A 14915-nucleotide genomic window follows, 5' to 3' on the forward strand; every position below is an offset into this window, starting at 1 on the left:
GGGCATGACAGTGAAGTCGTACTTTGACTTCATTGGCAGGACCGAAGCGACTCGAGGGGCTAGGCGCTGGAGCTGGACTATAGGAGGTATGAACATTGACTCTTGAACAAATTAAAATGCCTCAGTTAGGGGAAAGCGTAACCGAAGGTACAATTAGTAAGTGGTTAGTATCTGTAGGTGATAAAGTCAATAAATACGATCCGCTTGCAGAGGTAATGACAGATAAAGTAAATGCAGAAGTCCCATCCTCTTTTACTGGTGTGATAAAAGAACTAATTGCGGGTGAAGGTGACACATTAGCAGTCGGCGAAATTATTTGTACGATTGAAATGGAAGGCGGCAAAGTTGAGGAAACCCCAGCAGCAGGTGAAAAACAGCCAGAAGTTCCTAATAATGCTGCAGCAGCTGTTTCCCAAGCAGATCAAGGAAACAAAGCCCGTTATTCACCTGCCGTTCTTAAAATTTCTCAAGAACATGGCATTGATTTAACTCAGGTGTCAGGCACCGGTGCAGGTGGACGGATTACGAGAAAAGATCTACTTAAATTACTTGAGTCTGGAAATATTCCAGTTGCGGGACAAACAGTGGAAGCAGCGAAACAGCCTGCAGTTGAGCAGGTTGCAAAACAAGAATTGGTCCAGCCAGTTCATACTAAGGCGCCAGCTGCACCAGCAGTGAATATCCCAGTGGAAGCTGGAGACATTGAAATTCCGGTAACTGGCATTCGTAAAGCAATTGCGGCTAATATGCTGCGCAGCAAGCATGAAGCACCACATGCATGGACCATGATTGAAGTGGACGCAACTAATCTTGTTGACTATCGTAATTCCTTAAAAGGTGAATTCAAGAAAAAAGAAGGCTTTAATTTAACATTCTTTGCTTTCTTTGTGAAGGCAGTGGCACAGGCATTAAAAGAGTTCCCGCAAATCAATTCGATGTGGGCTGGTGAAAAGATCATCCAAAAGAAAGACATCAATATTTCGATTGCGGTTGCAACAGATGATGCACTTTACGTCCCTGTTATCAAAAATGCGGATGAAAAAACAATTAAGGGTATTGCCCGTGAAATCTCTGAACTTGCTGTGAAAGTGAGAACTGGAAAGCTGAAGTCAGAAGATATGCAGGGAGGAACCTTTACTGTAAACAATACGGGTTCCTTTGGCTCTGTTCAATCAATGGGAATCATAAATTACCCACAAGCGGCTATTCTACAGGTGGAGTCGATTGTCAAGCGTCCAGTTGTCATGAATAATGGTATGATTGCAGTTCGTGATATGGTTAATTTATGTTTGTCACTTGATCACAGAGTATTAGACGGACTTGTTTGTGGCCGTTTCTTACAACGTGTGAAAGAGATCCTAGAAAACACTTCGAAATCTACAACTTCCATTTATTAATCTAAAACAACCGCTACCGAGTATGGGGGCGGTTGTTTGTTTTCATTGCTTGAATTGCCTTTGTACCATAAAATAGTATTAAGTAGAATTAATTGAATTTTATTTTAATTATGCACGCGGAAGGGGGCTGAGGAGTTTGGAAAAAATAAAAAATCAAACTTTTCCTTCAAAAACAATAACCGAATGGAAAACAATAGCAGAGACATCACTAAAAGGGAAAACGATTGAAGCATTAGATAGTATTACATATGAAAATATTATTTTGAAACCGCTTTATTCCCGACAGGACGAGCAGCCAGTTCCAGTATATCCAGGTGGTTCAGATTTTAGAAGAGGTATATACCCACTTGGATATATTACAAATGAATGGAAGATAGCCCAGCATCTTACCTATCAAACACCGGAAGAATTGGAAGAGAAGTTTCTTCATGCATTTGAAAAAGGGCAATCTGCTATCTCATTTGAGGTTTCGAAGAATTTGTTTGAAACAAATAAAAGCTTTTCAAATGTAATAGCAGAATTATTTTCTCAATATCCGTTTGCCATTAACGCAAAAGAATTCCAGTCTGGGTTTCTGAATCTATTGAAAAAAATAGCAGATAGAGAAGGCTCTGCTGACAAAATCAGCGGATACATAGGCTCTGATCCAATTGCCCAATTTGTAGAAGAAGAGTTTATTTCCGAGGAATTTTTCAATGAATGGGTAAAGAACATTCAACAGTCAAATGAAAAACTTTCAAACTTACAGACGATTTTAATTGACACTGTTCCCTATCATAATGGTGGGGCGAATGCTGTTCAAGAGCTCGGAATCGCCATGGCCGTAGGGGTATATTATCTCGAAAAGATTCATGAAGCCGGAATGGAATTGGAAGAAATCCTTGAGAAAATGATCTTTCAATTTGCCATTGGAGGCAACTTTTTCATGGAGATTGCGAAACTCCGGGCCGCACGGGTACTGTGGAGGCGTATTACTGATGCATATGGTGTAAAAGGTGATGCGTGTGGAATGCATATAGCTGCTGAAACTTCTTCCTTTACAAAGACCGTTAATGACCCCTATGTAAACCTTCTTCGTGCTGGAAATGAAGCATTTGCTGCTGTAATTGGGGGCGTGCAATATTTACATGTGAATTCATTTGATAACCTTACTGGCTCTTCCCTTTTTTCTGAAAGAATTGCTAGAAATACACAACTACTTTTAAAAGAAGAAGCACACCTGAAAAAAGTTATTGATCCTGCAGGTGGTTCTTGGTATGTGGAAGAATTAACCAACCAGCTGGCTGAAAAGGCTTGGAGATACTTTCAGCAAATCGAAGCTAATAGCGGTATTCTTGAAGTATTAAAATCTAATTGGCTGCAACGGGACATAGCTGCTGTATATGAAAAAAAGAACAAAGATATTCAAACTAGAAAACAAAGTATTGTTGGAACAAATGTCTATGCTAACTTGAATGAAATGGTCCCTGAAAAGAAACGATTGAAGAAAAAACCATATTTTGTTGGTGTGGACACTTCATTAATAAAAATAGAGGCAATCCCACAACGGAGATTGGCAGAACCATTTGAAGAATTGCGAATTAAGGCCAACCAATTGGCGAAAAAAACAGCAGGGGACCTGCCATTAGTGGGGATGCTTTGTCTTGGTGAGCTAAAACAACATAAAGCAAGGCTTGATTTTATGAAAGGTTTTCTTGCGGCAGGTGGAATTAAAACACAAGAAAGTAAGCCTATCTTAACAGTAGAGAATGCTAGACAATTTGTTTCAGAACAACCTTTTAACTACTTTTGCTTTTGCGGAACAAATGACCAGTATGAAATGGTGGGTCATGAAATCCTAACTATTTTAATAGCTGAATATCCTGAACGGATTTTTTACTTAGCGGGACTCCCGGAAAAGGAAAAACAGATCCAGTGGAAGGATGAAGGGATTAAGCAATTTATCCATATAAAAAGCAACTGCTATGAAATCCTTGCAGAAATCCTTAATGATTTGGAGGTGAGCTCGGTTGAAGAAACAAAAGCCTGACTTTCAAACTATTTCATTGTTTGATAAGCAACAATCCATGACAAAAGAAGAGTGGCAGAAAAAGGCCGAAAAAGAAATAGATGGCTCTATTGATGATTTACTTTTTGAAACAAATGAACAAATCTTCTTAAAACCGCTTTATACAAAAGAAGACCGGGAAGAATTAGAGCATCTTGATGATCTTCCAGGGCTACCGCCATATACAAGAGGGCCTTATCCGACTATGTATGTCAATCGTCCATGGACTGTCAGACAATACGCAGGTTTTTCAACGGCTGAGGAAAGTAATGCCTTTTATCGCCGCAATCTCGCCATGGGGCAAAAGGGATTATCGGTTGCCTTTGATTTAGCCACCCATCGAGGCTATGATTCTGATCATCCGCGCGTGGTTGGGGATGTCGGGAAAGCGGGTGTGGCGATTGATTCCGTTCTCGACATGAAAACTCTTTTTGACGGAATTCCACTAGATCAAATGTCTGTTTCGATGACAATGAATGGGGCGGTGCTTCCAATTCTAGCCTTCTTTATTGTAACGGCCGAAGAACAGGGAGTCAGTCAGGAAAAGCTATCTGGAACAATCCAAAATGACATTTTAAAGGAATACATGGTTCGTAATACCTATATTTATCCGCCTGAAATGTCGATGAAAATAATTGCTGATATCTTTGAATATACCTCCAAATACATGCCAAAGTTTAATAGTATCAGCATATCTGGCTACCATATGCAAGAGGCCGGGGCACCGGCAGATTTAGAATTGGCTTACACATTAGCTGACGGTCTGGAATACGTAAGGACAGGCCTTAAAGCGGGAATCGAAATCGATTCATTTGCTCCGAGGTTGTCGTTTTTCTGGGCAATTGGGATGAATTACTTTATGGAAGTGGCCAAAATGCGGGCAGCCCGATTGATTTGGGCAAAAATGATGAAATCCTTCCATCCAAAAAACGAAAAATCGTTGGTATTACGTACCCATTCGCAAACATCTGGCTGGAGTTTAACGGAGCAGGATCCATTTAACAATGTTACTAGGACACTGATTGAAGCGCATGCGGCGGCAATGGGTCATACGCAATCACTTCATACTAACGCCTTAGATGAAGCGATTGCCTTGCCAACCGATTTCTCCGCTCGAATCGCCCGTAATACACAGTTGTTTTTACAAGAAGAAACAGGGATAACAAATGTAATTGATCCCTGGGCTGGCTCTTATTATGTTGAAAAGCTGACTGATGAATTGGTAAAAAGAGCTTGGACACATATCGAAGAGGTCGAAGGTCTCGGGGGAATGGCGAAAGCGATTGAAACCGGCCTCCCGAAAATGAGAATTGAAGAAGCGGCAGCAAGGAGACAAGCCAAAATTGATTCCGGAAAAGAAACAATCATTGGTGTTAATCGTTACCGTTTAGAGAAAGAAGAAGCGATAGATATTTTGGACATTGATAATACAGCGGTCCGCTTAAAGCAACTTGAGAAATTAAATTCCTTAAAGGCAGGTCGTAATGACCATAAAGTGGAGGAAGCCTTAACGTTCTTAACAAATGCTGCGGCAACAGGTGAACAAAATCTATTAGAGCTTGCGGTTCAGGCAGCCCGTGCAAGAGCGACATTAGGTGAAATTTCTGATGCTATTGAAAAGGTAGCTGGCAGACATAAAGCAATTATCCGCTCGATAAGCGGTGTTTATAGTACTGCTTTTAACAATGAAGAGGAAATCACTGAAGTTCAAAAAATGTCCGATGAATTCCTTGAAAATGAAGGAAGAAGACCAAGAATTCTAGTGGCGAAAATGGGCCAGGACGGTCATGACCGCGGTGCGAAAGTAATAGCCACCGCATTTGCAGACCTTGGTTTTGATGTGGATATTGGTCCATTGTTCCAGACTCCGGAAGAAACAGCTTTGCAGGCGGTTGAAAATGATGTCCATGTGATTGGAATGAGTTCGCTTGCTGCCGGTCATAAAACATTATTGCCTCAGCTTGTGGCCGAATTGAAAAAGCTTGGTCGTGAAGATATTCTGGTTGTCGCTGGCGGAGTCATTCCTGCCCAGGATTATCAATTCTTATATGATCATGGTGCAGCTGCCATTTTTGGACCTGGTACCATTATTCCGGTTGCAGCTCAAAAGGTAATCAAGGAGATTTATAAACAACTTGGGTATGAGGAAGTGTCGCAATAATGGCTGCGGATCAAAAACCGGAGTGGAGTGATCCGAATAACCCTGGAAATTGTTCAAGTATAGTAAGAAAAGGACAGATGCAAGAAGGCCAAGCAGTTTCAATACAAAAAAACATCCACTTTCAAAAACGTAGAAACAGCGAACCAACTGTTGAAGAACTTTATGAAGGGGTTCTTAAAGGTGATAGGAGTCTACTTGCAAGAGCCATCACCCTAGTGGAAAGTAACGCCGAGCAGCATTTCAAAAAAGCACAGGCGCTCCTTCAAAAACTATTGGCTCATTCTGGTAATGCCATTCGTATTGGCATTACTGGTGTCCCAGGTGCAGGAAAAAGCACTTTTATTGAGGCCTTCGGGAGCTATTTGTGTGACCATGGGCATCGGGTAGCAGTCCTGGCAATTGACCCAAGCTCAAGTATAAGCGGCGGCAGTATTCTCGGGGACAAAACGAGAATGGAGAAATTGGCGAGAAACCCAAGAGCTTTCATCCGCCCCTCACCTACTGCTGGGAAGCTAGGCGGGGTTCATCGAAAAACAAGGGAATCGATGCTGATTTGTGAAGCGGCTGGCTTTGATGTGATTTTAATCGAAACGGTTGGAGTTGGCCAAAGTGAAGTCATTATTCGAGATATGGTCGATTTTTTCATGCTGCTCGTGCTGACAGGAGCAGGGGATGAACTGCAGGGAATGAAAAAAGGAATCATGGAACTAGCAGATGCGATACTCGTTCATAAAGCAGATGGAGAAAACAAACCGAAAGCTACACAGACAAGAAATGAATATAACCGCATCCTCCACTTCTTGCAGCCTGCTACAAAAGGATGGGAAACAAAGGCCTATACATGTTCATCTAGGACTCAGGAGGGTATCAGTGAAATCTGGAGGGTAATACAATCCTTCGAACAAACGGGGAAAACTTCAGGAGTGTTTGATAATAGAAGGAAAATCCAAGCACGGGAATGGCTTTATTCCATGATAACCGACCAACTTCAATTTTATTTTTATCATCATAACGGTGTAAAAAGTGCGCTGCCCAAGCTGGAAAATGAAGTGATTGCCGGGGAAACGACTGTTGCTGTAGCAGTTGCAACTTTATTTAATACCTTTTTATCCCCAAAAGATTAAAGCTGCCGTTTCTGGCAGTTTTTTCATAGGTTAAAAATGATTTCATTTGAAAAAAACACATTTTAACTGTTATGATGTAGTTATATACGTAACATGAAGGAGTGATTTTTTATGAGCATGGATTTTAACCTTTTCATGAATGATGTGGTTAATCAGGCACGTCAAGAAATCGTGTCTGCTGGGTATAAAGAACTTAAAACATCTGCGGATGTGGATGAGGCCCTTACACAAAAAGGAACAACGTTAGTAATGATTAATTCTGTTTGTGGCTGTGCAGGTGGTGTTGCACGTCCTGCGGCAGCATTTGCTGTTCATTATGATAAACGTCCTGACCATCTTGTTACCGTTTTTGCCGGGCAGGATAAGGAAGCAACCGAAACTGCAAGAAACTATTTCACCGGCTATCCGCCATCCTCTCCTTCCTTTGCACTAATAAAGGACGGGAAGATTTGCTCAATGGTCGAAAGACATCAAATCGAAGGCTTCGATCCAGCTACAGTGGTTTCAAGATTGCAAAAGGAATTTGATGAATATTGTGAAGAATTTTAATACCGAAGTAAGAAAAGGGTCAATCTCCTAAGGGAGCTTGGTCCTTTTTTGTTTGGAAAAAAATACTTTAAAAAACACAAACGAATTTTTAAAAATATATTTGCATAATTATTAGTTTGTGTTAAAATTCAATACATTGAATAATTATTAATTAAACAAACTATCTATCTTGAAAATCTTGAATTAGTCACTCTAACTTTGATGGATATTCGAAGTTGTAATTTTCAGATAAATTATAGGGGGAAAACAAATGAAAAAGGCAGTTATTTTAATCTTGACGATGGTGATGTCTGTAGGTTTACTTGCAGCCTGTGGTACTAGTGATAATGCCAACAAGAAAAGCGGGGATAAGAAGGTATTGGTGATGGCTACTTCTGCTGACTATCCGCCATTTGAATATGTAGAAACAAAGAAAAGTGATGACATTATTGGTTTTGATGTCGATTTAGCAAAAGCAATTGCAGGTAAGCTAGGATATACATTAAATGTTAAGGATATGGATTTTGGAGGGTTAGTACAATCGCTTAAATCCGGACAAGCTGATCTTGTACTTGCCGGAATGACACCTACTGAAAAAAGAAAGAAAAACGTTGATTTTAGTGATATTTATTATACAGCACATCATTTAATTGTTTCGAAAAAGGATAGCGGGATTGAGAAGCTTGAGGACTTGAAAGGTAAGACAGTCGGGGTACAACTTGGTTCGATACAAGAAGGTAAAGCTCAAGAAATCAATAAACAAATTCCGATAAAAATTGAAAATCGGAATCGTATTCCAGACCTTATTCAAGAGATGAAATCCGGACGTTTTGATGCAGCCATCATTGAAGATACAGTCGCAAAGGGCTACTTTGAGAAAGAAAAAGATTTTAAAGGCTTTACGATTAGTGATGATCCAAATGAAGCGGGTTCAGCGATTGCCTTCCCGAAAAATAGTGAATTAACGGCCAAGTTCAACAAGGAGTTAAAGAAAATGAAAGAAAACGGTGAGCTCCAAAAATTGGTTGTTAAATGGTTCGGCGGAGAGAAATAATTTTTCATAATCTTGAGGCGTTTGGAAGAAATTAAACTTCTAGGCGTCTTAAGTATTTTTTAAAAAACAGAAAGGACGGGTATTGAATGAACTTAGATTTTACGCAATTCATACCATCCATGCCATATATTATAAAAGGAATTTTGGTCACGTTAAAAATAGTTATTTTAGCAGGGATAATCGGTTTTATTCTTGGTATTATCTTATCCTTATTAAAAATTAGTTCTATTAAAATTCTTGGCTGGTTGGCTGATGCCTATACCTCCATTTTCCGTGGTACACCACTAGTTTTGCAGTTAATGTTAATTTATTTTGGTTCGCCACAGGTAATTGGTTATCAAATTGAACCATATACAGCAGCCATTTTATCGTTTGCACTTAACTCAGGTGCCTATATTTCAGAAATCATCCGTGCTGGAATTCTAGCTGTTGATAAAGGCCAGCAGGAAGCGGCAATAGCGTTAGGTGTTCCCTACGGGAAAATGATGTGGGACATCATTCTACCTCAGGCCCTTAAAAATATCCTACCAGCACTAATGAATGAATTTATCACCCTAACAAAAGAATCTGCGATTGTCACAACGATCGGGGTTATGGATATTATGCGCCGGTCCTATCAAGTAGGAGCAGAAAATTACTCGTTTTTTGAACCATTATTAATTGCCGGTTTAATCTATTATCTAATGGTAATGACCTTGACCTTCTTAGGAAAAGCGCTTGAAGGGAGAATGAGACGCAGTGATTAAGGTAGAGAATCTGTATAAAAATTATGGCAAGCTTGAAGTGTTAAAGGGTATCTCGACGACCATAAAAGCAGGAGAAGTCGTAGCAATTATCGGCCCTTCAGGCTCAGGAAAATCGACCTTCTTGCGCTGTCTGAACTTACTCGAAAACCCAACAAACGGGGGTGTTTGGATAGGAGACCAAGATGTCACAGATAAAAAGACAAACATTATGAAGGTAAGGCAAAAGGTAGGCATGGTCTTCCAGCACTTTCACTTATTTCCGCATAAAAACGTTTTGCAAAATCTTACTTATGCTCCAATGAAGGTAAAAGGGTTATCAAAGGACAAAGCGGAAAAAATCGCCTTTGGTCTCTTAGAGCAAGTAGGCTTATCGGAAAAGGCAAACGAATTTCCAACAAGATTATCTGGGGGACAAAAGCAAAGGGTAGCGATTGCTCGTGCTTTAGCAATGGAGCCAGAGGTTATGCTTTTCGATGAACCAACATCGGCACTTGACCCGGAAATGGTAAAAGAAGTACTAGAGGTTATGAAATCACTCGCCCATACAGGGATGACCATGGCGATTGTCACACATGAAATGGGCTTTGCCCGTGAAGTAGCTGACCGGGTGCTATTTCTTGATGGTGGAGTGTTAGTGGAGGATGCCTCTCCAAATGAATTTTTTACTAATCCAAAAAGCCAAAGGGCACAGGATTTCTTGCAAAAAATGCTATAATAAGGATATGCTAAAGATGGTCTTGCTGATCATCTTTTTACTTTTTAGGGAGAAATTTTATGAAATTTTCGATTGGATACCGGACAATCAAAACCGCCGCAGGCACAGCTGCTTCCATCTTAATCGCGCAGCAGCTCGGGCTTCACAACTTTGCTTCGGCAGGTATTTTAACAATTTTATGTATTCAGGTGACAAAAAGGAGATCACTTCGTACGGCATGGGATCGATTTTTAGCCTGCGTTTTAGCTATGCCCTTTTCTGCCATTTTCTTCGAGGGAATCGCCTACCATCCAATTGTGATTGGGTTGATGCTGCTATTCTTTATTCCGACGCTTGTTATGCTTAGGGCAAAAGACGGTGTTGTGACAAGCAGCGTTATCATTTTGCACATCTATATGGCCCACAAAATATCATGGGCAAACTTTTCAAATGAGCTTGGGGTTATTACAGTGGGGATTGGTGTAGCTCTTCTCATTAATCTTTATATGCCGAGCGTTGATAACAAACTAAAGGACTATCAGAGAAAAATCGAGGGCAATTTCAAGATCATTTTTGCTGAGCTAGTTCGTTACTTAAGAACTGGTGATAGCAATTGGGACGGGAAAGAGATTACCGAAAGTGCCCGTTTGCTCGATGAGGCAAAAATGTTGGCATTAATAGATGTCGAAAATCATTTTTTAAGGGAAGAGAATATTTATTTTCATTATTTTAAAATGAGAGAAAAACAATTTGAAATTATCGAGCGGGTTTTACCAATTGTGACCTCCATTACCAATACGGTAAAGCAAGGGAAAATGGTCGCTGACTTTCTTGAGGAACTTTCTGTGAATATTCATCCTGGAAATACAGCGTATATTTATATTGATAAATTAAGTGAAATGAAAAAGGAATTTGAAGAAATGGAGTTGCCAAAAACAAGAGAAGAATTCGAAACTCGGGCAGCACTACTGCAATTAGTAAATGAAATGAATGACTACCTTATCATAAAAAGTTCATTAAAAACGAAAAAAATGAAAGTGAATGAAAGGAAGCAATTTGAGGGAAACTAGGAAAAAAAAGGCAGGTGGATGTTTTGATAAAAATCTTATCGCCGATCCTGATGACTTTTTTCCTATCCCCCCTTTGGCCGCTTGGGCCGAATCCTGTTCCTGGTGACCCGTTCGTTATTGTCAACAAAAGTAGCAATGAAATGGCTCTTATTAGTGAAAATAAAGTCCAAACGGTTGTAAGCGTAGGTACCGGTATAACACAGGAATTAACGCCGGAAGGTCTTTTTACGATTACTGTAAAGGCAAAGAATCCTTATTTTCGAAGAGCAAATATTCCAGGTGGAGACCCAAAGAATCCACTCGGGGCTAGATGGATTGGCTTTGATGCTATGGGAACTGACGGCAGAATCTACGGTATTCATGGAACGAATCAGCCTGCTTCAATTGGAAAATATGTCTCACAGGGTTGTATCCGTGCCCAGAATGAGGTTGTTTCCTCACTATTCCCATTAATTCCATTAGGAACAAAAATATTAGTCATCTCTTCAAAAAAATCATTTGAGAAGTTGGCACATGAAAAAGGAGCAATTGAATAAAGGAAAAGGGACTGTTCAATTTCGAACAGTCCCTTTTTGTATGTTTATCGAATGAATTGTCCAATTCCTATTAGGAGGGTTGAGGCAAGCATAGCAAAAAGCATTAAATAAACAACGATTTTACGATTTTTCTTTTTAGACATAATGAGTACCTCCCTTTTAACAAGTAATTTATATATATTGTACAGGGAAAAGCTCAAATGGACAACGGAACTACTTAGCAATTTTGGGAAGGATTTATGAACTTTTTACCGAATACAATAATTGTCGAATTAATTTTAATATTGGAACAGAGGGGTAAACATGATTAAGAAAATCGACCATATTGGAATTGCCGTAAAATCTCTTGAAAATACACTTCCTTTTTACACGGATGTATTGAATCTTCCATTGTTAGCTATAGAAGTGGTTGACAGCCAAAAAGTCAAGGTTGCCTTTTTACAAGCAGGTCAAACAAAAATAGAACTGCTTGAGCCGACATCGGAGGAAAGTACGATTGCCAAATTTATCGAAAAACGCGGTGAAGGCATTCACCATGTGGCCCTTGGTGTGGATTCAATTGAAGAAAGAATTACTGAAATGAAGGAAAAAGGCATCCGCATGATTGATGAACAGTCACGGCTTGGGGCAGGAGGAGCCCATATTGCCTTCATGCATCCAAAATCGGCATCAGGTGTTTTATACGAACTATGCGAGAAGAAAGGGATGAAGGGGTAAATGATAGACATTTATGAAAAGATCAATGATCTGTATGACAAGCGCAGAGAGGTTGAGCTCGGCGGCGGGGATGCGCGAATTGAGAAACAGCACGAAAAGGGGAAATTAACTGCTAGAGAAAGAATTGAACTTTTAGTAGACAAAGGAACGTTTGTCGAGCTAAATCCGTTCATTGAGCACCGAACCAATGATTTTGGACTTGATGAGCAAAAAGGACCAGGAGACGGAGTCGTGACCGGTTTTGGAAAAGTAAACGGCCGTTCCATTTATTTGTTTTCACAGGACTTTACGGTTTTTGGTGGTGCATTAGGGGAGATGCATGCGAAAAAAATTGCCAATGTTATGGATTTGGCTGCTAAAAATGGTACACCTTTTGTCGGCCTTAATGATTCTGGTGGAGCGCGGATTCAAGAAGGTGTTGTTTCTCTTGATGGATACGGGCATATTTTTTACCGGAATGCCATTTATTCTGGTGTGATTCCACAAATCTCAGTGATTATGGGGCCGTGTGCCGGCGGGGCTGTTTATTCACCTGCGATTACCGATTTTGTGTTTATGGTCGAAAAAACAAGTCAGATGTTTATAACAGGTCCAAAAGTGATTGAAACCGTAACAGGTGAGAAAATTTCTGCAGAAGACCTTGGTGGGGCAAATGTCCATAACTCCATTAGTGGAAACGCTCATTTTCAATCGGAATCAGAAGTGGAGGTTTTGCAAAATGTCCGCAAGTTGCTGAGTTACCTTCCACAAAATAATGAAGAAAAGCCGCCGAGGCTTGAAATAGAGGATGAAAATGATTACCGACCGGATTTAACGGATGTGATTCCATTTGATGCCGTTCGCCCATATGATGTCCGTAAAGTCATTGAACAAGTCACCGATGCGGATTCGTTTATGGAAATTCAAAAGAATTTTGCAAAAAATATCGTTATTGGATTTGCACGTATCAAAGGAGAAACGGTAGGGCTAGTCTGCAATCAACCAAAGGTAATGGCGGGCGGCTTAGATATTGATTCATCAGATAAAGCAGCTCGGTTTATCCGCACCTGCGATTCATTTAATATCCCTATCCTCACATTTGAAGATGTAACTGGCTTTTTCCCAGGAGTTAAGCAGGAGCATGGGGGAATTATCCGCCACGGAGCGAAGATTTTATTCGCTTATTCTGAAGCAACAGTGCCAAAGCTGACGGTTATTTTAAGAAAGGCCTATGGTGGTGCCTATGTGGCGTTAAACAGTAAGTCTATTGGTGCCGACTTGGTGTTTGCCTGGCCAAATGCGGAAATTGCCGTTATGGGTCCTCAAGGTGCAGCCAATATTATTTTTGCTAAGGAAATAAATAATAGCGAAGACCCTGAATTAACAAGACAACAAAAAATTGATGAATATCGGGAGAAGTTTGCAAATCCATATGTGGCTGCCAGCAGGGGAATGGTCGATGATGTTATCGACCCTCGGGAAACAAGAATAAAAATTATTCAAGCCTTGGAAATGTTAAAGAATAAAAAAGAGTCGCGGCCATATAAAAAACATGGAAATATACCACTTTAATCTGGGTCTGCCTGCTCTTTCATTTGATGATTGGAATAAGAAAGAGGTATACTGAAATAAGAAAAGTGAAAGTTCCTTGCTTAGGAGCTGAAGCTGGACAATAGTGAGTACATAAACATGGAGGGTCAATAAAATGGTCAATCAAGAACGTCTTTTGAATGAATTTTTAGAACTTGTGCAAATTGACTCAGAAACAAAATTTGAGACTGAAATTGCAAAGGTATTAAAGCAAAAATTTACCGATTTAGGTCTTGAAGTTTTTGAAGACGATACTACTGCTGTAACGGGACATGGTGCCGGGAACTTAGTTTGCACACTTGCAGCAACTAAAGAGGGTGTTGACCCGATTTATTTTACCTGTCATATGGATACCGTTACTCCTGCCAAAGGTGTAAAACCATCGATTAAAGACGGCTATATCGTTACCGATGGCACAACAATCTTAGGTGCTGATGATAAAACAGGTATTTCTGTTATGCTTGAAACCATTCGTATTTTAAAAGAACAAAATCTTCCACATGGTTTGATTCAATTTGTAATCACTGTCGGAGAAGAGTCCGGCTTAGTTGGTGCAAAAGCGCTTGATTCTTCATTGATGAAAGCGAAATATGGCTATGCGCTTGATAGCGATGGTTTGGTTGGAAATGTTATCGTCGCTGCTCCTACTCAAGCAAAAGTAAAAACGGTTATTTACGGAAAAACAGCTCATGCTGGTGTGGCACCTGAAAAAGGGGTTTCCGCGATTACGATTGCAGCAAAATCAATTGCGAGAATGCCGTTAGGAAGAATCGATCATGAAACGACTGCTAATATTGGCCGTTTTGAAGGCGGGCAGGCAACCAATATTGTTTGCGACCGCGTCGATATTTTAGCAGAAGCACGTTCGCTAATCCCTGAAAAAATGCAGGCTCAGGTCAGCAAAATGAAAGATGCGTTTGAAACGGTTGCTGCCGAAATGGGTGGTAGAGCCGAAGTCGACGTCGAAATCATGTATCCTGGCTTTAAATTTGGCGAAGGGGACCTCGTGGTTGAAATTGCTCGCAAGGCTGCTGCAAAAATCGGCCGTAGCTGTGAACTACAGCATAGTGGCGGCGGCAGTGACGCTAACGTATTTGCTGGTTTCAACATTCCAACGGTGAACCTTGCTGTTGGTTATGAAGAAATTCATACAACAAACGAGCGCATGCCGATTGAAGAGTTGTATAAGTTAGCAGAAATGACATTAGCGATTATCGATGAAGTCACAAATCAATAACGATGATAGGAAGGAGAACCTGACTTAAGGTTCTC

At 40.4% G+C, this 14915-nt stretch carries 14 protein-coding genes; 13 read left to right on the forward strand and 1 reads right to left on the reverse strand.

The window, feature by feature from the left end; all coding sequences use genetic code 11:
• Window positions 1-95: 95 nt before the first annotated feature.
• The 10 genes from RTR43_RS11125 (at window position 96) to RTR43_RS11170 (ending at window position 11357) form a co-directional block, all read left to right on the forward strand.
• Window positions 96-1397 (forward strand): dihydrolipoamide acetyltransferase family protein, encoded by a 1302-nt coding sequence (locus RTR43_RS11125; protein ID WP_312471867.1) that lies wholly within the window; start codon window positions 96-98, stop codon window positions 1395-1397.
• A gap of 136 nt (window positions 1398-1533) precedes the next feature.
• Window positions 1534-3426 (forward strand): methylmalonyl-CoA mutase subunit beta, encoded by a 1893-nt coding sequence (locus RTR43_RS11130; protein WP_312471869.1) that lies wholly within the window; start codon window positions 1534-1536, stop codon window positions 3424-3426.
• A 37-nt stretch (window positions 3427-3463) separates the two neighbouring features.
• A complete protein-coding gene (scpA, locus tag RTR43_RS11135; RefSeq protein WP_312471937.1) occupies window positions 3464-5605 on the forward strand; it encodes a methylmalonyl-CoA mutase in 2142 nt (713 codons plus the stop codon).
• Window positions 5605-6729 (forward strand): methylmalonyl Co-A mutase-associated GTPase MeaB, encoded by a 1125-nt coding sequence (meaB, locus tag RTR43_RS11140; protein WP_312471871.1) that lies wholly within the window; start codon window positions 5605-5607, stop codon window positions 6727-6729. Before scpA ends, meaB begins: the two co-directional genes overlap by 1 nt.
• Window positions 6730-6840: 111 nt before the next feature.
• A complete protein-coding gene (locus RTR43_RS11145) occupies window positions 6841-7278 on the forward strand; it encodes a BrxA/BrxB family bacilliredoxin (protein ID WP_312471873.1) in 438 nt (145 codons plus the stop codon).
• A 250-nt stretch (window positions 7279-7528) separates the two neighbouring features.
• On the forward strand, window positions 7529-8311 hold the full coding sequence (locus tag RTR43_RS11150) for a transporter substrate-binding domain-containing protein (protein WP_312471875.1): 783 nt from the start codon (window positions 7529-7531) through the stop codon (window positions 8309-8311).
• Window positions 8312-8397: 86 nt separating this feature from the next.
• On the forward strand, window positions 8398-9057 hold the full coding sequence (locus tag RTR43_RS11155) for an amino acid ABC transporter permease (protein WP_312471878.1): 660 nt from the start codon (window positions 8398-8400) through the stop codon (window positions 9055-9057).
• Window positions 9050-9772 (forward strand): amino acid ABC transporter ATP-binding protein, encoded by a 723-nt coding sequence (locus tag RTR43_RS11160; protein WP_312471880.1) that lies wholly within the window; start codon window positions 9050-9052, stop codon window positions 9770-9772. Before RTR43_RS11155 ends, RTR43_RS11160 begins: the two co-directional genes overlap by 8 nt.
• A gap of 59 nt (window positions 9773-9831) precedes the next feature.
• Window positions 9832-10821 (forward strand): aromatic acid exporter family protein, encoded by a 990-nt coding sequence (locus RTR43_RS11165; RefSeq protein ID WP_312471882.1) that lies wholly within the window; start codon window positions 9832-9834, stop codon window positions 10819-10821.
• A 23-nt stretch (window positions 10822-10844) separates the two neighbouring features.
• Complete coding sequence (locus tag RTR43_RS11170) at window positions 10845-11357, forward strand: L,D-transpeptidase (RefSeq protein ID WP_248736602.1); 513 nt, start codon at window positions 10845-10847, stop codon at window positions 11355-11357.
• 44 nt (window positions 11358-11401) lie between these two features.
• On the opposite strand, the gene prli42 is transcribed toward RTR43_RS11170, so the two are convergent.
• A complete protein-coding gene (prli42, locus tag RTR43_RS11175) occupies window positions 11402-11500 on the reverse strand; it encodes a stressosome-associated protein Prli42 (protein WP_223591515.1) in 99 nt (32 codons plus the stop codon).
• 160 nt (window positions 11501-11660) lie between these two features.
• On the opposite strand from prli42, the gene mce reads away from it, so the two are divergent.
• The 3 genes from mce (at window position 11661) to RTR43_RS11190 (ending at window position 14880) form a co-directional block, all read left to right on the forward strand.
• On the forward strand, window positions 11661-12074 hold the full coding sequence (gene mce, locus RTR43_RS11180; protein WP_312471887.1) for a methylmalonyl-CoA epimerase: 414 nt from the start codon (window positions 11661-11663) through the stop codon (window positions 12072-12074).
• On the forward strand, window positions 12075-13625 hold the full coding sequence (locus tag RTR43_RS11185) for an acyl-CoA carboxylase subunit beta (RefSeq protein ID WP_312471890.1): 1551 nt from the start codon (window positions 12075-12077) through the stop codon (window positions 13623-13625). It begins immediately after the preceding gene.
• A gap of 133 nt (window positions 13626-13758) precedes the next feature.
• Window positions 13759-14880, forward strand: a complete 1122-nt coding sequence (locus RTR43_RS11190; RefSeq protein WP_312471893.1) for a tripeptidase T — start codon at window positions 13759-13761, stop codon at window positions 14878-14880.
• Window positions 14881-14915: the final 35 nt, after the last annotated feature.

It is taken from the genome of Neobacillus sp., assembly GCF_031988165.1.
GTDB classification, from domain to species: Bacteria; Bacillota; Bacilli; order Bacillales; family Cytobacillaceae; genus Neobacillus; species Neobacillus rhizosphaerae.